The sequence below is a fragment of the Accumulibacter sp. genome (assembly GCF_029255145.1).
In the GTDB taxonomy this organism is placed as follows: Bacteria; Pseudomonadota; Gammaproteobacteria; order Burkholderiales; family Rhodocyclaceae; genus Accumulibacter.
This window is the reverse complement of the sequence record NZ_JAPUVQ010000126.1, coordinates 1-18,493: the sequence shown is the minus strand read 5'-3', so window position 1 is coordinate 18,493 and position 18,493 is coordinate 1. Positions and strand designations below refer to the sequence as shown.

The window sequence follows — 18,493 nt, the reverse complement described above, 5'->3', positions numbered from 1 at the left end:
CTAACTCGCGCCTTGAGGTGCTCCAGCGTAGGGCAGAGCCCTGGCATCAGGTCGGCAAGAATTCCAATCGCGGAATTTGGGTTGCTTCCCGAGCTTGACTCGGCAGTGCTCGGCATTCGACAATGCCGGGATTGCTCGCCGCCCGTACCAGACACCAAGGCAGCTGCGGTAAGTGTGGCGGAACGTGTTGGGCGGACGCTGGTCGTTTGGCTAGAGGCAGCGCCGTTTCCGGTTCGGCACTCGGGCGACCAAGAGGCTCTCACAGCAGCTATCGGGCCGGGTTTTCCCGTGACGATGTCGGGTCGCTAGGATCGACGTCGCCATGGACCAGTAGCGCGACATCGCGTGATGTCGCGATATTTTTTTGGGGGTAAAAATGCAAATCGAAGGTAGCGTATTTTTGGTAACGGGAGCAGGTTCCGGACTGGGCGCGGCAACGGCGAGCAATCTGGTGAGCGCTGGTGGAAAAGTCGTCATTGTTGACGTGGACGCAGCCGCCGGTGAGGCGCAGGCAGCGCAACTCGGCGCCAACGCGCGCTTTGCGAAGACGGATGTGACCGATGAGGCCAGCGCGCGTGCCGCCGTCGATCTGGCGGTCAAGGAGTTCGGTGGGTTGCACGGACTGGTCAACTGCGCCGGTGTTGCACCGCCCAAGAAAGTGCTGGGCCGCGATGGACCACACGACCTGGCTACTTTTGCGCGCGTGGTGAGCATCAATCTGGTCGGAACCTTCAACATGATCCGTCTGGCAGCCGAGGCGATGAGCAAGAACCAGCCGAACGAGGGTGGCGAGCGCGGCGTCATCGTCAACACCGCTTCGGTTGCTGCTTTCGATGGTCAGATTGGCCAGGCCGCCTATGCCTGTTCGAAGGCTGGCGTAGTGGGTCTGACCTTGCCGGTAGCGCGCGAGATGGCCGCGCACGGGATCCGTGTGGTGACCATTGCTCCAGGAATCTTCGAGACGCCGATGCTCAAGGGTCTGCCGCAGGCCGCACAGGATTCGCTGGGCCAGATGGTGCCGTTCCCATCGCGTCTGGGCAAGCCCGCCGAATACGCGGCGCTGGTGCAGCACATCTGTGAGAACGGCTACCTGAATGGCGAAGTGATCCGCCTAGATGGCGCCATCCGGATGGCCTCCAAGTAATCGACGTAGTCCTGGCCCGCGGCCAGTGGCAAACTTCAATTCGGCAGTAGCCGTTGCAATAAAGGAGCGCAGAATGAGTGAGTCAGTTGTCATTGTAGGTGCCAAACGAACACCCGTAGGGGCCTTCCAGGGCCAGTTTTCGGCTGTCACCGCGCCGCAACTCGGCGCCGTCGCGATCAAGGCCGCCGTTGAGCAGGCTGGCGTCAAAGTTGAGGACATCGACGAGGCCCTGATGGGCTGCTGCCTGATGGCCGGTGTACGTCAGGCGCCAGCGCGCCAGGCGGTACTCGGCGCAGGTCTGCCGACGTCGGTGCCGTGCACCACCTTGACGAAGATGTGCAGCTCGGCCCAGAAGACGGTCATGATCGCGCACGACGAACTGCTGGCGGGTTCGGTCAATATCGCCATTGCCGGCGGTATGGAGTCGATGACCAATGCGCCGCACGTGCTTACCAGCGCCCGCTCGGGCTATCGCCTGGGCAATGGCGTGCTTCACGATCACATGTTCCTCGACGGCCTCGAGGACGCCTACGAGCAAGGCAAGCCGATGGGCGTGTTTGCCGAACTGTGCGTGGACAAGTACGCGTTCTCCCGTGAAGCGATGGACGCTTTTGCCGCCGAATCGGTGACGCGTGCGCAGAACGCCGTCACCAGTGGCGTCTTCAGGGACGAAATCGCGCCGGTTACCGTCAGCACCCGCAAGGGTGACGTCGTGGTTGATTCCGACGAAACGCCGATGAAGTGCGACGCGTCGAAGATTTCCAAGCTGAAGCCAGTGTTCAAGCGGGACGGAGCGGTCACACCCGCCAACTCGTCGTCCATTTCGGACGGCGCCGCAGCCTTGGTCATGATGCGCGAGTCGGATGCCAAGGCCGCCGGGCTCACGCCGCTGGCACGGATTGCCGGGCATACGACCTTTGCGCACGAGCCCTCGTGGTTTACCACCGCGCCGGTGTTTGCCTTTCAGAACCTCCTGAAGAAACTCGGTTGGCAGGCCGAGGAGGTCGACCTGTGGGAAATCAACGAGGCGTTCGCGGCGGTGACCATGGCGTCGATGCACGACCTCAAACTGTCGCACGACAAAGTCAACGTCAATGGCGGCGCTTGCGCGCTTGGCCATCCGATCGGCGCCACCGGGTCACGGATTCTGGTGACACTGCTCTACGCACTCAAGGCGCGTGGCCTCAAGCGCGGTATCGCCGGCCTGTGCGCCGGTGGCGGTGAAGCGACCGCGATTGCCATCGAAGTTCTCTGATCGAGTTGTCAACGAGCATTCCCGCCCCGCTGACCTCAGGTTGCGGGGTGGGCGAGGAGCGAAGCAGATGTTGATCGACAAGAAGCACATAGGCATGAAAGTGCCGCCACACTCGGTGACCCCGACGGCGTGGCAACTGAAGTGGTTCGCCAAGGCGACGGGTGAAACCAACCCCATCTACTTCGACGAAGAAGCCGCCAGGAAGGCGGGGTTGCCGGGCGTTCTGGTCCCCCCGACCTTCTTTTTCTGCATGGACATGGACAAGGATGAGCCCTTCGACTACATCGCGACCATGGGCTGCGACTTTGGGAAAATGCTGCACGGCGAGCAGATTTTCACCTATTACAAACCGGTCTATTCGGGCGATACGCTGGACTTCGACGGACAGGTGACCGATATTTACGACAAGAAGAACGGCGCTTTGCAGTTTATCGTCAAGGATGTCAAGGTCAGCCGGCAAGGCGATCCAGTGTGCGATCTGCGCACCGTGATCGTCATCAGGGCATAGGGGAAAGTCGATGACAATACCGAATTTTGATGCGCTCAAGGTGGGCGACGAGATCCCTTCGTTCACTACGGAACCGGTGTCTCGTCTTACCCTTGCGCTCTATGCAACGGGTTCCGGGGATCACCATCCCCTGCACCTCGACCAGGACTATGTGCGCTCGAAGGGCATGAAGGATGTGTTCGCCCATGGCATGCTGGGTATGGCCTACCTTGGACGCTTGCTGACCCAATGGGTGCCGCAGGAGGCGATCCGCAGTTTCGGCGTGCGCTTTACGGCGATCACCTGGGTCGGCGAGAGCATGGTCTGCACCGGCAAAATCGTCGAGAAACTGGAGCGGGACGGCGAGAAATGCGTGCGGCTCGAGTTGACCTGCGCCAACGAGCAGGGTGAGGCAAAGCACAAGGCAGATGCGGTGGTGGCCCTGGCGTAGCACGGCGATAGCCAGAAGCTGCATGATCGCGGCCGTCACCAGACGGCCGCAGTTTGGTTGTAGAGCACTGGGTCTACCGATAGGCATCCGCCTGGCGTTTCGGTAGGCGTGTCCGACACACTGAAAGGAGATCGAACGAGTGGAAAGCAATAATCCGAATGAGCAACTAGGCGGCGTCGTCAATGCTTGGGCTGATATGCAGAAGCGCATGTGGGGCGACTGGTCCGGGATGCTGCAGAATCTCCCAGGCGGCAGCGAAGGCCCCGTAGAAGCAGTGAAGAAAGGCGTTGAGTCGGCCAGCAAAGGCACCAATGAGGCCGCGCGCATGCTGATGGATCGCATGACCAGCAGTCAGGGCGCGATGAATCGCGTCATGGATTTCTTTTTTCGGTCGATGAAGGTCGTGGCCCCGAATCTCGACGCCAACAAGGACTGGCGCCCCGATCTCAAGAGTTTTGCCGACCAGTGGGCCAAGGAGTCGACGGCCATGCTCCAGCGCAGCATGGGCATGGGTTCGCACCTCGGAAATCTCGGTAACACCATGAGCAAGGATATGCCGGAAGCGATGGGTCCCTGGCTGTCGTTCTTGATGCAGGCGGCGTCGTCAGGTCACTTCGGCGAGGCCATGCTCGGTGGCACGGCAGGCCTCAATCGCCTGCTGTCGATGGAAGGCGACGCCAGCGCTGTAGGCGGGGTGGGCCAGATTCCACTGTTTGGTGCTTCGCGCGAGAAGAACGCAAAGACCTTGCGTCTGGTCGACGCCGTCGTCGATCTGCGCAAAACCAGTCTGGCGTTCCACAAGCGTTTCGCCGAGGCGCTGGCCACGGCCGTCGAAGCGACTGTGGAAGAACTTGGCAAGGTGGCCGCCAAGGGCGACAAGATCACGGCCGTGCGCCAACTTATGAGTCTCTGGTACCGCACCGCCGACAAGTCCCTGCTAGTGACCTTCAACAAGCAGGAGTTCCTCGACACGCAAAACGAGTTTACCAAGGCTCAGCATGCGTTCAAACTTGCGCAACGCGCTGTCGTCGAGGACATCTTCCGTGGTCTGGATATGCCTACTCGCACCGAGTTGGATCAAACCTACCAGGTGATCCACGACCTCAAGAGAGAGGTCCGCCTGCTCAAGAAGGCGCTGCTTCCGACGACCCACGCTGCGGCACCCAAGGCCGGCGCCACGTCCCGCACGGCGGCGGCGCGGCGCGCCAAGAGCGAGTGAGCCGAGAAGCCTGAAGAACCTTGTTGATTCGGCTGATAAGCTAATAGACCTTTAGGAGGCTGCTACCCATGTTTTCTTTTCCCATCCAGATTCTTCCCGCCGACCTGGCCGCTGAATCCGCTGCCCTGAACGCCAAACTCGCCAAGGGCGTGAGCAACCTCACCAACCTGACCGACGACGATATCGATATCGGCAGCACGCCGAAAGATGTCGTTTTCGCGCAGGACGGGATCGAGGTTTACCATTACCACGCGCTGGTCGAGCAGGCCAAGATCATGAAGACGCCGCTGCTGATCGTGCCGCCGCTGATTAACGGCTACGAGGTGGCCGACCTGCAACCGGACCGTTCGCTGGTGCGTAATCTGCTGAACGAAGGCATCGACGTTTACCTCAACAACTGGGGCTACCCGCGTCAGGTCGACAAGTACAGGACCATCGACGACTACATCAACGGCTACCTCGACGACACCGTCGATTTCATCCGTCAGCATCATGGCGTCGACAAGATCGCCCTGTTGGGCATCTGTCAGGGTGGAGCAATGTCAACCACCTATGCGGCGCTCAATCCGGAGAAGATCAGCCATCTGGTTTTGACGGTCACGCCAATTGATTTCGACGCCTACAAGGCGAATCACAAGCCGCACGAGGGCTTGATGTTCACCATGGGTGCCGAGGCAGATGTCGAGCAGATGGTGGCGGTGCATGGCAATGTGCCGGCCAGCGTGCTCAACGAGTCGTTCATGATGGCCTCGCCGTTCATCCTGAACTACGGCAAGTACGCCGACGTGATCGATATCCTTGACGACCGCAACGCCTTGCAGAACTTCCTGCGCATGGAAAAGTGGCTGTTCGGTGGGCCCGACGCCGGTGGTCAGATGTTCAAGGAGTTTGTCCGCGACTACCTCAAGAGCAACAAACTCGTCAAGGGGACTCTCGAAATCGGCGGCCGCAAGGTCGACCTCCAGAATCTCACGATCCCGATCCTCAACATCTTTGCCGAGAAGGACCATATTGTGCCGCCGCCGTGCACGGTCGCCCTCGGCAAGTATGTCGGCAGCAAGGATTACACCGAGTTTGCCATTGCCACCGGACACATCGGCATCTACACCGGTGGCCTGTCGCAAAAGGTGTTGGCGCCGACGGTCGGCAAGTGGTTGCGCGAACGCAACGCTTGAGTCCGGCAGCACGTTGCGTCCGCCAGGGCGCAGGGTAATCTGACGGCAGGGTGGGAGCACGTTTGGGCGATATTAATCGTACGGGTATTGGTAAGTACGAGGTTCCCCCAAGGTGTTCCCATTTGTCGTTTGCGCGACTGCGGCGGTGTCCCGACGCGCCGTGGCACGCCTGTAGTCCGACGAGTGCCAGCGCCGTGAGCGAGAACTCTGTAGTGGTCAAGCTATTTCGGACACCGGGATGAGTCTTTTGCCAATGTTGTTGTTCATAGATGTTCGGCGGCAGGGCTGGCCGGGCGCATTCAGGTGCGCGCGCAGTCCAAACCGGTGTTCGAACGCGAGCGCTTCGCGCAACTGATCGAGCACCGCCTGAGGAGCGCCGGTCGCGCCAATACGCTGCTCAGCGATCCGTGCCTGGAGGTCGTGCGTCAGGCCAGCAAGGGGCTGCCGCGGCACGCCGGGCGAAGTCTGCGCACGGCGCGCGGCCGGCCGTGCCGCGCGGGCTCAATCATCTACCGGACGATCTCTTGCACTCGGTGATCGAGGAACTGCAAAAAAAAGCCACCCTGCTGCTTCCTGTTCCCCGATGGGCTCTCCGATGCAAGCGCTGCGGCGCTCAGCGAATTCCTGCACCAGCTTGCCGCCGCTTGCGAGAGCCAGTACGTCGTGCAGCTACGCCGCTACCACCAGCGGCAGATGAATCTGTAGGGCCCCGAAGCGCTTTGGCAAACGCCACCGCTGCCGCATCTGTAGGGCCTTCGTCCCACGCTGCCGCCGGGATCGCTCTCCCGGTTGCAGCGTAGTACTCGGCCATCGTTCTAACCTCGAAAAGCTTGGGCCGGGGAGTCTGTATTCATGCGGGGCCTAACACTAGTCTCCATCCCTCCCTTATACAGAGTTCCGGGCCCGTGCTTCGGAGCGGCAAGTAACTACTTGATTCCCCACGCATTGTCTGGGAGGACCAATTCATTCTGTGCTCTCGAGCCAATTAGTTGGAGGCTGGTCGCGATTCTGCTAGTCTGCCACGGGCGCGCCTGGAGATGCTTGTGCGGCTATCCCGTCGATTGCCCCAGCTGCTCGCATGACCCCCAACCACTTCGAGGAACACAGGAAATGCCTGCCAGCAAATTGCGCTTTGTCACGGCCGCGCTACTGCTTGCCGCTGCGTCATTGACCGCAGTCATTGGCGGCGCGTCTGCAGCGCCCGAGGGGGTGGCCAAGCCGGCCGCTAATGGCGAGGTCAAGATGGACGACTTCCTGTTTGTCGAGAACGCCAGGGCGATGAGCCACGCGAACGGCAAATTGAACCTGAAGGACGTCAACTCGGCGACGCTGTTCTCCGATCGCCCTGATCGCGTCGCCGGCCGCATGGCCACCAGCGAATTCGTTTCTTTCTCGAGTGAAGGCAAGGACAGCTTTCGGGCCAACCCGCAGAACGCCAATCTGTCGATTTTCCGTCCCGGCAGACTGATTGACGTGGTCGTGGTGCTGAGTAATCAGGTTCGTATGGGCAAGGTCTGACCTACGACGTGAAAGTGCTGCAAGGCGAGATGTCGGCCAGGGGTGAGTTGTCCTATTGTTCATTGACGTCGGCGGCATGCCGCTGACGTTGGTTTCCCACGCCGGAGCCGCCCGGCGCGCCGACTATCTTGGTTAGGTTTCGAGCGCCAGGCAAGGAGCCCGGGGGGGTGCCTGTTTCGCCTGACACATTGGCGCCGGTTTCGCCGCTCCAGGCGTCTTCGGCCAGCCGCCGCGTTCCTGCAGGAGACGTCCATGAAACCACACGCCTTCGTCGCCATGCCCTTCGGCAGCAAGCTGGGGCACGACGGGCAGCCGATCGACTTCAATCGGGTCTACGTCGAATATCTCCAGCCGGCCCTGGAGACCGCTGGTCTCGAAGTCTTCAGGGCCGACCAGGAACTGCGCGCCGGCGATATCCGGGCCGATCTGTTCCAGGAGCTGCTGCTCGCCGATCTGGTGGTTGCCGACCTGACGCTCGACAATCCGAACGTCTGGTACGAACTGGGCGTCCGGCACGCGCTGCGCGCGCGCGGCGTGGTGCTGGTGCAGGGGCCGCGGCCCGAACAGCCTTTCGACATTTATACCGACCGCAAGCTGCGCTACGCGCTGCGCGATGGTGCGCCCGATCCGGCGACACTGGCGGTGGACTGCGCGGCGCTGACGGCGATGGTCCGTGCCAGCATGGCCAGTTCGACGCGGCGAAAGGTGAGCCCGGTTTTTCAGTTGATTCCGAACCTAGAGCAACCGCCATGGCGGCAACTGTTGCTGGTCGAGCGCAACGAGTTTTCGGACACCTTCGCCAACTGGTCGCGGCGGATGGAAGTCGCGCGTCAGAAGAACCGTCCCGGCGATATCCTGGTGCTCGCCGACGAAACACCGGTGCGCGCCCTTCGCCTGGAAGGCAAGCGCAGCGCCGGCCATGCGCTACTCAAGCTCAAGCAGTACGAGCTGGCGCTGGAGCAGTTCGAAACGGCGCTGGGCGTCGATCCCGACGACCAGACGAGCCGTGAACAGAAGGCCGTCTGCCTGTGCACCCTGGGGCGCTATGATGAAGCCCGCGAATGGGTCCGACAGCTCACCCACGATTACCCGCGCGATCCCGAATGCTGGGCACTCGCCGGCCGTGTCGAGATGGAAAACTGGACTTCGCGCTGGCGGCAGCCGGGCCTGACGCCCGCTCAGATGCATACTGCCGCCAGCCAGGAGAATGCCGCTCTCGGCGCGGCGATCGAGCCCTATTACGGCGCCTTCGTCGCCGATCCGGCGCATCACGTCTCGGGGATCAATGCCCTGACGCTGCAAGTGCTGCGCCAGCACTGTGCCGGAAAGAGCAGCCGGACGGTGATTGACAATCTCACTGGTGGCGTGTTGTGGGCCAGCCTGACCGCACAGGAGCGCGACCGCAAGAGCTACGCAGCGCGCGCCAGTTATGCGCAGTTGTGCCTGTTGGTCAATTCGCTCGAAAGCGTTCGCGAGGAGTACGGCAACATGGTCGCGGCCGCCAACCGTGACTGGTTCGCGCTTGATTCGAGTCGGGAGACGCTGGCGCTGCTACGCGACATCGACTTTCGCCCCGCCGAGACGTCCGTCGCACTGACCATCGTCGAACGCGAGATCGCGCGCAGCAGTCCGCCTTTCGAACCGAGGCAGGTGCTGCTGTTCAGCGGCCACATGGTTGACGCGCCCGGGCGTCAGCCAGCGCGCTTCCCGGCGGAGTGCGAGCATCTCGCCGCCGAAAAGATCGCCGAGACCCTCGACCGGCTCGCTGTCGGCCCGGGCGACCTGGCACTGGCGCAGGCGGCCAGCGGCGGCGACCTGCTGTTCCTTGAGGCTTGCCAGGCGCGCGGCGTCCGCCTGCAAGCGATGCTGCCCTTCGACGAACCTGAATTTATCGAGCGCTCGGTCTTGCCGGCCAGCAATGGCGAACACTGGCGACAACGCTACTTCAGCCTGACCAGAGGCATCGACAATCAGCCGCTGATCATGCCGGCTGAACTCGGTACCCTGCCGAAAGACCTTCGTGGCGAGGAGGCGAACGCTTTCGAGCGCTGCAACCTCTGGCTGCTATACACCGCTCTGGCCTGTGGTATCGACAAGGTACGCTTCGTCTGTCTTTGGAATGGCGGTGGCGGCGACGGCCTGGGAGGTACGGCGCACATGTATCAGGAAGTCAAGCGGCGGACCGGACGGGTGAGTTGGATCGATACGCGGACGCTGTGGTGAGCGCGGCGGCGCCGGTGGGACGCTCCAGGGCGCAGCTGCGCACGACGCGGCGACGGCACCCGCATCACGGTTGCTGCAGTCTGGCGATCCGGTACTCGGCCAGCAGTCGGTCGGCGCGCGCCGAGTGGGGCCGTCCCCTGCCTTTGGTCTGGTAAGCCTGGCTTGCTTCGCGGCCGCACCAGGCGAGAATGACTTCGGGGTCGCTGGGGTGCTCGGGAAGGTAGCGGCTCAGGTCGTACACTTCGCCGTTGATTGCCATCCAGCAATCGTCGGCTTCCCGGTGCCTGCCGACTTCGGCGAGCGAGCGCGACGCGTCGGCCGTGGCGGCAGTTGTCGGATCGCCAGCTGCCGAAGCCGGGGTGGCTAACGCCGTCTCCGCCACCCTGGCCGGCAGCCACCAGTGGCTGGCGGCGAAGCCGACGACGGCGAGCCAGAACGATAGCGTGGCAAGGATGAACAGGCGGCGGGTCATCGGAAGTCGAAGCTCTCGAAATGGATCGCGCCGTCCGCAACCCCACGCCGCCGAAGAGCCGGGGTGAGCGCCGCCAGCAGCGCCGCTGGTCCGCACATCTGGACTTGCCTTTCGGCCAGGCGGGAGACCTCGTCCAGCAGTCGGTCGACGGCGGGCGGGCCCTCGTCGGAAGCATCGATCACCAGTTCGAGCTGTTGGTCCTGGCTGGCCAGGAGGCAGAGCTCGTCGAGAAAGGCGGCATCGCCACCATGGCGATCGCGGCGATAGAGGTAGATCAGGGTGGTCGGCTGCCGGCAGCGGTTGGCGCGCAGTGCGGCGATGAACGGGGTGATGCCGATGCCGCCGGCTACCCAGAGTTGCGGCGCGGCATGCACTTCGTCCAGAAAGCTGCCGAACGGTCCCTCGAGCTGCACCAGCACCCCGGGTTCGATGGTCTGGATTCGGCGGGAGCAGGGGCCCAGCGCCTTGACGCTGACCCGCAGGCGGCCCTGGTCGTCGATGCCGCTGACGGTGAACGGATGGTATTCGCCGCAGCCGCGGTAGTGGACTCCGTCGCCGAAGGCGGCCAGGACGAACTGCCCGGGACTTACCGCCAGCGCCGCGGCGCAGGGTGCCAGCGCCGCTTCGATCATTCCTGTCGCGCGCGCCTCGACCTGTGTCACCCGATAGGGGTGAGCCGCCAGACCAAGGTCGCTGGCCAGCAGGCGCCAGCCCAGTGCGGCCATCGCCAGCAACAGCAGGGTCAGCAGCAGCCGGTCATTGCCGAGCAGGACGTAGACGTGCGTCAGGCCGAGCACGACGCCGGCGCCGAGAACGAAATGAAAGCTGCGCCAGCGCCGGTAGGGGAGCTGCATGGCGAAAGTCGTCGTCAGGCCGAGCATCAGCAGCAGCAGCCCGCCCCAGCCCAGCCACAGTGGCCACGACTGCGCGCGCGGATCGAGCGTCTGCCAGGCCAGCGGTGGTGCTTCCGCCCAGCCGTCGAGCGCCAGCGCCAGCGGGTGGCAGAGCAGCAGCAGGTAGGCCAGCAGACCGCAGCGGTGATGCCAGCGATAGCTCAGTTCAAGGCCGCCCAGCAGCTTTGCCAGGCGGGCCTCGCGGACCATCAGCAGCAGGCTGGCAACCAGCAGGCCAGTCCCCGCCCAGCCGCTGACGATGCCGACGCTGCGCCACGGCGTCAGGCCGTCTGGGAAGGCCCAGCCAACACCCGCGAGCGTGATCGACATAGCGGCCAGCGGCGCGAGCGCGCGCCGGGCGGTGGCCAGGCGTGCGCCGGTCACTGCAGTCGGCCACGGGCGCGCAGTTTCTCGCAGCCCGATTCGCGCGGCTGTTCGAGGACGACCCCGGCCTGGCGGGCGCGCTCGGCCATTTCGGCGTGGTGACCGTTCTGATATGCCTTGCAGTCCTGGTATGTGGCGAAGCTGCGCATCTGCCGCTGGTGCTCGACGCGCTCGTCCGGAGTCATGAACTGCCAGCCATAAGTGTTCTGGCGAGCGGCGTGCCAGGGACCGTCGGCCAGGGCGTCAGCGACCAAGGGCAGCCACAGCGCGTAAGCCAGCAGGGTCATGCGAGCAAGTTCGGTCATCGCCAGGTGTCGTACCGTGAATCCAGTTCCCGACGCCGGGGCCAAAGGCCGGTGCCGGGCGTGCTCTGCTGTCGGAGGAAGGCGGCGATGAATCGACGACCTCGCCTCGCCATGAGTCTGACGAGCTCCGATTGCGCTGCAGCGTTGAGCTCATCACGCGGGAATCATCATGCCTGCTTCCGGTAGCGGGGACAAGTCGCGCGCCTCGGGTACGATGCACCGTGCCGTGCTGTCGCGGGCACCTGGCGGTCGCCTGCGTGCGCTCGACGGGTTTCGACCCTGGAAGTATTGCTGTAGAATCGTGTGCTTTTCGTATGCAGCGCGGCGCAATGACCGTGCGGATGTGGACGCGAAACGGACTCGGAGGAGTCTCCAGATGCTCTGTTTGCCGGCCTGTTGGTGCTTCGCAAGCACTCGTGACGAACCGTTGCAACGTGAATTCTCCTGGTTTCGAAGCATTGCTTGCAAGCAGCATGCTGACCGCCTCTTCGGTGTGGCTGCCCCGTCCAGCTTTGCCTGAACGGTCGGGTTTTTCCGCGAAGCCAGGGTCCACCCACCTTTCAGCCCGTATCACAAGGATTCTTAATGGAAACGAACGCTGCCAATACCGACACCGATGCACCCGCCCCTGGCATAGCGGCGACAAGCGCGCTTGAGCGGCGCATTGACCTGTCAATAGCCATTGCTGATCTCGAAAAAGACGTCGACCTGCGCCTGAAGCGTCTCGGCAGGAACATGAAGATGTCGGGCTTCCGCCCAGGCAAGGTGCCGGCACATATCATCAGGCAGCAGTATGGCGATCAGGCGCGCAACGACGCCTTGAGCGAAGCGCTCAAGGGCTTGCTCAGCGATGCCGTGACGGCGCAGCGTCTGCGCGTTGCAGGTACCCCCAAGATCGAGGCGAAGAATGACGGCAGCACGTCGCACATCGAGTTCTCGGCGACTTTCGAGGTGTTTCCGGAAATCACGCTGAGCGATATCGGCCATCTGGAAATCGAACGGCCGGTTCTTGATGTCGGCCCTGTCGAAATCGAGGGCACCATTGAGATCCTGCGCAAGCAGCGTGTGCGCTATGAGCTTGTCGACCGCGCTGCAGCCAATGCCGATCGGGTGAGCATCGATTTTCTCGGCAAGAAGGATGGCGTCCCATTTCAGGGTGGTCAGGGCCAGGATTACCAGTTCGTGCTCGGCGAAGGACGGATGTTGCCTGACTTCGAGAACGCCGTGGTTGGTACCCGTCCGGGCGAAAGCAAGTCCTTCGAGATGACCTTCCCGGCCGAGTACTTCTCCAGGGAACTCGCGGGTCAGACGGTGACCTTCGAGATCACCGTCAAGGAAGTCGGGGAACCGATTTTGCCCGAAGTCGACGCCGAATTCGCTAAGTCGCTCGGGGTGGACGACGGCGATCTCGCCAAGATGCATGACGAGATCGAGGCCAACCTCCGGCGCGAGGTGAAGAAGCGCTTGCAGGCCAAGATCACGGCGCAGGTGATGGACTCGCTGCTGCAGGCCAACCCGATCGATGTCCCGATGGCGCTGGTTGAGAGGGAGATCGAGCGCCTGACGCAGTTGGCACGCCACGATATGGAACAGCGCGGGATGAAGGTGAAGGACGTGCCGATGCAACGCGAGTGGTTTGTCGAACAGGCGGAGCGCAGGGTACGCCTCGGGCTGATCCTTGCCGAGATCGTCAAGCACAACGAACTGCAGGCGAGACCGGAGCAGGTGCGCGCGCTGGTCGAAGACGCGGCGCAAAGTTACGCGCATCCGCAAGAGGTTATCCGCTGGTACTATGCGCAGCCCGAGCGACTCGGTGACTTCGAGAGCGCAGCAATCGAGGCCAACGTGGTTGCCTGGATGCTGGCTGGCGTGACGGTGCGTGACAAGCCGGCGGTCTTCGCTGAATTGATGGGCCAGACATCCTGAATAGGCAGGGGTCTGCATGCAGAGGAGTCGAGATGAGCATTGACCACGTCAGCCGCTGGAATCCGCAGGGACTGGGTCTGGTACCGATGGTGATCGAGCAGAGCGGTCGTGGCGAACGGGCCTACGACATCTACTCGCGCTTGCTGAAGGAACGGGTGATCTTCCTGGTTGGCCCGGTAAATGATGTAACGGCCAATCTGGTGGTGGCGCAGCTACTCTTTCTGGAAGCCGAGAATCCGGACAAGGACGTTCATTTTTACATCAACTCTCCGGGTGGATCGGTGTCGGCCGGCTTGTCGATTTACGACACGATGCAGTTCATCAAGCCCGAAGTGTCGACCCTGTGCATGGGGCAGGCCTGCTCGATGGGCGCTTTTCTGCTCACTGCCGGCGCGCGTGGCAAACGTTTCGCCCTGCCTAATTCGCGGGTGATGATTCACCAGCCGATGGGCGGCTTCCAGGGGCAGGCTTCGGACATCGCGATTCATGCCAAGGAAATCCTGTCGTTGCGCGCCAAGCTCAATGAGTTGATGGCGCATCACACCGGACAGGCGATCGAGCGAATTGAACGCGACACCGACCGCGACAATTTCCTGTCGGCCCAGGAAGCGGTCGAGTATGGTCTGATCGACAAGGTGTTGGCCAATCGGGACGCGGCTTGACGTCGCATCCCGATCGTCTCCATACGGATTGACAGTGAGGTAGGTCGAGATGACGGAAAAGAAAAGTGGCAGCGAGAAGCTGCTCTACTGCTCGTTCTGCGGCAAGAGCCAGCATGAGGTGAAGAAACTGATTGCCGGGCCGTCGGTGTTCATCTGCGACGAGTGCATCGAACTCTGCAACGATATCGTCCGCGACGAAATTGCCGGCGACCAGGGCGGCAAGGGTGCCGATGGGGACCTGCCAACCCCCAAGGAAATCGCTGCGCTCCTTGATCAGTACGTGATTGGTCAGGATCAGGCCAAGCGGATTCTGTCGGTGGCGGTCTACAATCATTACAAGCGACTGCGTCATCACGGCAAGTCGGGCGACGACGTCGAACTGGCCAAGAGCAACATCCTGTTGATCGGCCCGACCGGATCGGGCAAGACGCTGTTGGCGCAAACGCTTGCCCGGATGCTCGATGTGCCCTTCGTGATGGCCGACGCGACGACTCTGACCGAAGCTGGTTACGTCGGCGAGGACGTCGAGAATATCATTCAGAAGTTGCTGCAGAAGGCTGACTACGATACCGAGAAAGCGCAGCGCGGGATCGTTTATATCGACGAGATCGACAAGATCTCGCGGAAGTCCGACAACCCGTCGATCACCCGCGATGTGTCGGGCGAGGGCGTGCAACAGGCGCTGCTCAAGCTGATCGAAGGAACGGTCGCTTCGGTGCCGCCGCAGGGTGGGCGCAAACACCCGAACCAGGACTTCGTCCAGGTCGATACGACCAACATCCTGTTCGTTTGTGGTGGCGCCTTCGATGGTCTCGAAAAGGTCATTCGCGCGCGCTCGGAGCGCGGCGGGATCGGCTTTGGTGCCGAGGTCAAGAGCAAGGACAACAAGAAGGCGGTCGGCGAGGTGCTGCGTAGCGTCGAGCCCGAGGACCTGATCAAGTTCGGCCTGATCCCCGAGTTGATCGGGCGACTGCCAGTACTTGCCACGCTCGAGGAACTGTCGGCTGCGGCGTTGGTGGAAATTCTCGTTGAGCCCAAGAATGCGCTGGTAAAGCAGTACCAGAAGCTGTTCGCGATGGAAGGCGTGGCGCTCGAAATACGCCCGGCGGCGATGACGGCGATTGCCAAGAGAGCGCTCGAGCGGAAGACCGGCGCACGCGGCCTGCGGTCGATTCTGGAGTCGGTCTTGCTGGACACCATGTACGAACTCCCGGGAATGGACAATGTCTCAGAAGTCGTCATCGACGAGAACACGATTCTTGGCGATGCGCAGCCCATCCTGATCTACGCAGGGCAAGCCAAGGTTTCTGGCGGCAACTGATGTGCTGGCCGCGGCCTGCGGCTTGAAATACGGGTTCGTGCCACCATTTGAGGGCATGGACCTCAACCTAAAGGGCACAAATGTCTGCAACCCCCAAGCTGGCTACCGAGCCAGTCGAACTGCCGCTGCTGCCCCTGCGCGACGTGGTGGTTTTTCCGCACATGGTAATTCCACTGTTTGTCGGACGGCCGAAGTCGATCAAGGCCCTTGAAGTGGCGATGGAGGCGGGCAAGAGCATCCTGCTTGTCGCCCAGAAGTCGGCCGTCAAGGATGAGCCCGAAGCCGATGATTTGTACGATATCGGCTGTGTGGCCAACATTCTGCAGATGCTGAAGCTCCCCGATGGCACCGTCAAGGTGCTCGTCGAAGGTGCGCAGCGCGCGCGTCTGGAGACTATCGAATCCCGCGACGACATGTTCTTTGCGCGGGCTCGCCCCGTCGTCGCCGACGATGACCCGAACCATGAGGTGGAGGCTTTGCGGCGCGCGGTGATTGCGCAGTTCGACCAGTACGTCAAGCTCAACAAGAAGATTCCGCCGGAGATTCTGACCTCGATCGCGGGCATTGAAGAGGCCGGGCGGCTGGCCGATACCATTGCTGCGCACCTGCCGCTGAAGCTGGAACAGAAGCAGGAAGTGCTCGAGATGTTCGACATCCGCGCGCGCATCGAGCGGCTGCTGACGCAACTCGAAGCCGAGATCGATATTCTGCAAGTCGAGAAACGTATCCGCGGTCGCGTCAAGCGCCAGATGGAAAAGAGTCAGCGCGAGTATTACCTCAACGAGCAGGTCAAAGCGATCCAGAAGGAACTCGGCGAGGGTGAAGACGGCGCTGACATGGAGGACCTCGACCGGAAGGTCGCGGCCGCGGGGATGGGCAAGGAAGGGCTTGCCAAGGCCCAGTCCGAGCTTCGCAAGCTCAAGCTGATGTCGCCGATGTCGGCCGAGGCCACGGTGGTGCGCAATTTCATTGAGACGCTGATCGGCCTCCCCTGGCGGCGGCGGACGCGAACCAGCAAGGACCTGGCGGCAGCCGGGAAGATCCTCGACACTGACCACTGGGGGCTGGAAAAGGTCAAGGAGCGGATCATCGAGTATCTTGCCGTGCAGCAGCGGGTTGATCGTCTCAAGGCGCCAATTCTTTGTCTGGTGGGCCCACCCGGCGTTGGCAAGACTTCGCTCGGGCAGTCGATCGCACGGGCCACGGGTCGAAAGTTTGTTCGCATGAGCCTAGGCGGCGTTCGCGACGAGGCCGAGATTCGCGGCCATCGGCGGACCTATATCGGTTCGATGCCCGGTAAGATTCTGCAGAACATGAGCAAGATCGGCGTCAAGAACCCGCTCTTCCTGCTGGATGAAGTCGACAAGATGGGTCAGGACTTTCGCGGCGATCCGAGTTCGGCCTTGCTCGAGGTACTCGATCCAGAGCAGAACTCGACTTTCGTCGATCACTACGTCGAAGTCGAGTACGATCTGTCGGAAGTGATGTTCGTGGCTACCGCCAATACACTGAACATACCGGCGCCGTTGCTCGATCGCATGGAAGTGATCAGGCTCTCGGGCTATACCGAAGACGAGAAGGTCAACATCGCCCAGCGCTATCTGCTGCCGAAGCAGATGAAGAACAACGGGCTACGGACCAGCGAATTGACGGTGGCCGAGAGTGCACTGCGCGACATCGTTCGCTACTATACCCGTGAGGCGGGCGTGCGATCGCTGGAGCGCGACATCTCAAAAATCTGTCGCAAGGTGGTGAAGACGCTGCTACTCCGCAGGAGCCAGTTGAAAGTTGCGGTCAGCGCGCGCAATCTGGACAAATTCCTCGGCGTTCGCCGTTTCAACTTCGGCGTTGCCGAGCGCGAAAACCAGGTTGGCCAGGTTACCGGCCTGGCTTGGACCGAAGTCGGCGGTGAACTGCTGACCATCGAGTCGGTGGTCTTGCCGGGCAAGGGCAAGACAATTACCACCGGCAAGCTCGGTGAAGTAATGCAGGAATCGGTCCAGGCGGCGGTCTCCGTAGTGCGCAAGCGGGCTGCGTCGCTGGGGATCGATCACGATTTCTACCAGAAGAGCGATATTCACATCCATCTCCCGGAGGGTGCCATTCCCAAGGACGGGCCGTCTGCTGGGGTCGGGATCTGTACGGCGCTGGTGTCGGTACTCACCGGCATTCCGGTGTGCTGCGACGTGGCGATGACCGGCGAGATCACCCTGCGTGGCGAAGTGTTGCCAATTGGCGGACTGAAGGAAAAACTCCTGGCGGCGGTCCGGGGCGGCTTGGCGCGGGTGCTGATTCCAGAGGAAAACGTACGGGATCTCGCCGAGATTCCGGACAACATCAAGAACAAGCTGGAGATCATTCCGGTCAGGTGGATCGATAAGGTTCTCGAGTTGGCGCTTGAGCGCAAGCCGGAGCCGCTGTCCGGAGAGGTGACCCCAACACCGGCTGTTGCCGGAGGACCTGCGGACAGTGCTGCCGGACAGGTGTTGGTCACTCACTGAGTCGGGTGGCCACGGCTCGGGGATCGGTTCCTGTTTCGGGGGCGTTCCGCCTGCGCGACGCGGTGGCCGGTCGGGCGCAGGCGAGCGTCGTTACGCCGGGGTGGCCGTGTCGTGCTGCGCCCACCCGGCGAGTCGCCTGTGAGTGAGCGATGGATGGGGCGTCAGCGTACGCGCAGCCTTCCGCCGTCGTTCATTCCGCGCTCGCCAGCCCTGACGGATCCTCCACGCATCATCGATGTGATTGCATAAGGCCGTATTCCGCCCGAACGCGTAGGCATGTAACGATAAGGTTATTAATTTAAAAACATGTTGTTACATGTTTAAATGGTAACTCCTCAAAAACCCCGGGCATGACCGTTCACTGACTCTGGAATTCTTGCTTTCAGGTGGTGCTGGTGCAGTATTTTCCAATTCAGGTATGAGCCTGAAGGGGGGAAGATCTCGGGGAGGTAGCGAGGCGGGCTGATGGTTTAGAGGGGTAGTGTAACGGGATTGGATTTCCGGTGGCGGATGAGGTTGGCGGGTTGGCTTTGTGGTGTTCTGGAAAGCTTTTATCG

The 18,493-nt window shown here is 62.1% G+C and carries 16 protein-coding genes; 13 read left to right on the top strand and 3 right to left on the bottom strand.

Annotated elements, in window-relative coordinates:
• The first annotated feature begins 376 nt into the window (after window positions 1-376).
• The 9 genes from Q1L50_RS14730 to Q1L50_RS14690 all read left to right on the top strand — a co-directional run bounded on the left by Q1L50_RS14730 (window position 377) and on the right by Q1L50_RS14690 (window position 9,472).
• Window positions 377-1,144 carry a 3-hydroxyacyl-CoA dehydrogenase gene (locus tag Q1L50_RS14730; protein WP_300340017.1) on the top strand — a complete coding sequence of 256 codons (768 nt, stop codon included), beginning with the start codon at window positions 377-379 and terminating at the stop codon, window positions 1,142-1,144.
• 73 nt (window positions 1,145-1,217) lie between these two features.
• Window positions 1,218-2,399 (top strand): acetyl-CoA C-acyltransferase, encoded by a 1,182-nt coding sequence (locus Q1L50_RS14725; protein WP_300340016.1) that lies wholly within the window; start codon window positions 1,218-1,220, stop codon window positions 2,397-2,399.
• Between the two features lie 67 nt (window positions 2,400-2,466).
• Complete coding sequence (locus tag Q1L50_RS14720; protein WP_300340014.1) at window positions 2,467-2,907, top strand: MaoC family dehydratase N-terminal domain-containing protein; 441 nt, start codon at window positions 2,467-2,469, stop codon at window positions 2,905-2,907.
• A 10-nt stretch (window positions 2,908-2,917) separates the two neighbouring features.
• A complete protein-coding gene (locus Q1L50_RS14715; protein WP_300340013.1) occupies window positions 2,918-3,337 on the top strand; it encodes a MaoC family dehydratase in 420 nt (139 codons plus the stop codon).
• Window positions 3,338-3,476: 139 nt separating this feature from the next.
• Window positions 3,477-4,556 (top strand): poly(R)-hydroxyalkanoic acid synthase subunit PhaE, encoded by a 1,080-nt coding sequence (locus tag Q1L50_RS14710; RefSeq protein ID WP_300340011.1) that lies wholly within the window; start codon window positions 3,477-3,479, stop codon window positions 4,554-4,556.
• Between the two features lie 68 nt (window positions 4,557-4,624).
• A complete protein-coding gene (gene phaC / locus Q1L50_RS14705; RefSeq protein ID WP_300340009.1) occupies window positions 4,625-5,731 on the top strand; it encodes a class III poly(R)-hydroxyalkanoic acid synthase subunit PhaC in 1,107 nt (368 codons plus the stop codon).
• Window positions 5,732-6,034: 303 nt separating this feature from the next.
• Window positions 6,035-6,268 (top strand): hypothetical protein, encoded by a 234-nt coding sequence (locus tag Q1L50_RS14700; protein ID WP_366145243.1) that lies wholly within the window; start codon window positions 6,035-6,037, stop codon window positions 6,266-6,268.
• Between the two features lie 573 nt (window positions 6,269-6,841).
• Entirely contained in the window at window positions 6,842-7,249 is a 408-nt protein-coding gene (locus Q1L50_RS14695; protein ID WP_300340007.1) for a hypothetical protein, read from the top strand.
• 252 nt (window positions 7,250-7,501) lie between these two features.
• The gene (locus Q1L50_RS14690; protein ID WP_300340005.1) at window positions 7,502-9,472 is read left to right on the top strand and encodes a tetratricopeptide repeat protein; all 1,971 of its coding nucleotides are present in this window, start codon (window positions 7,502-7,504) and stop codon (window positions 9,470-9,472) included.
• Between the two features lie 64 nt (window positions 9,473-9,536).
• Here the strand turns inward: Q1L50_RS14690 and Q1L50_RS14685 are convergent, their stop codons facing one another.
• From Q1L50_RS14685 to Q1L50_RS14675, 3 genes are read right to left on the bottom strand one after another with little or no spacing between them, the layout of a single operon-like run.
• A complete protein-coding gene (locus tag Q1L50_RS14685) occupies window positions 9,537-9,944 on the bottom strand; it encodes a cytochrome b5-like heme/steroid binding domain-containing protein (RefSeq protein ID WP_300340003.1) in 408 nt (135 codons plus the stop codon).
• Window positions 9,941-11,221 (bottom strand): ferric reductase-like transmembrane domain-containing protein, encoded by a 1,281-nt coding sequence (locus tag Q1L50_RS14680; RefSeq protein ID WP_300340001.1) that lies wholly within the window; start codon window positions 11,219-11,221, stop codon window positions 9,941-9,943. Before Q1L50_RS14680 ends, Q1L50_RS14685 begins: the two co-directional genes overlap by 4 nt.
• Complete coding sequence (locus Q1L50_RS14675; RefSeq protein ID WP_300339999.1) at window positions 11,218-11,526, bottom strand: hypothetical protein; 309 nt, start codon at window positions 11,524-11,526, stop codon at window positions 11,218-11,220. Before Q1L50_RS14675 ends, Q1L50_RS14680 begins: the two co-directional genes overlap by 4 nt.
• 585 nt (window positions 11,527-12,111) lie before the next feature.
• Here Q1L50_RS14675 and tig point away from each other — a divergent pair.
• The 4 genes from tig (at window position 12,112) to lon (ending at window position 17,936) form a co-directional block, all read left to right on the top strand.
• Complete coding sequence (tig, locus tag Q1L50_RS14670; RefSeq protein WP_300339997.1) at window positions 12,112-13,452, top strand: trigger factor; 1,341 nt, start codon at window positions 12,112-12,114, stop codon at window positions 13,450-13,452.
• Between the two features lie 32 nt (window positions 13,453-13,484).
• Entirely contained in the window at window positions 13,485-14,114 is a 630-nt protein-coding gene (clpP, locus tag Q1L50_RS14665) for an ATP-dependent Clp endopeptidase proteolytic subunit ClpP (RefSeq protein WP_300339996.1), read from the top strand.
• Between the two features lie 49 nt (window positions 14,115-14,163).
• Window positions 14,164-15,435 carry an ATP-dependent Clp protease ATP-binding subunit ClpX gene (clpX, locus tag Q1L50_RS14660; protein ID WP_300339994.1) on the top strand — a complete coding sequence of 424 codons (1,272 nt, stop codon included), beginning with the start codon at window positions 14,164-14,166 and terminating at the stop codon, window positions 15,433-15,435.
• Between the two features lie 80 nt (window positions 15,436-15,515).
• The gene (lon, locus tag Q1L50_RS14655) at window positions 15,516-17,936 is read left to right on the top strand and encodes an endopeptidase La (RefSeq protein WP_300339993.1); all 2,421 of its coding nucleotides are present in this window, start codon (window positions 15,516-15,518) and stop codon (window positions 17,934-17,936) included.
• Window positions 17,937-18,493 lie beyond the last annotated feature (557 nt).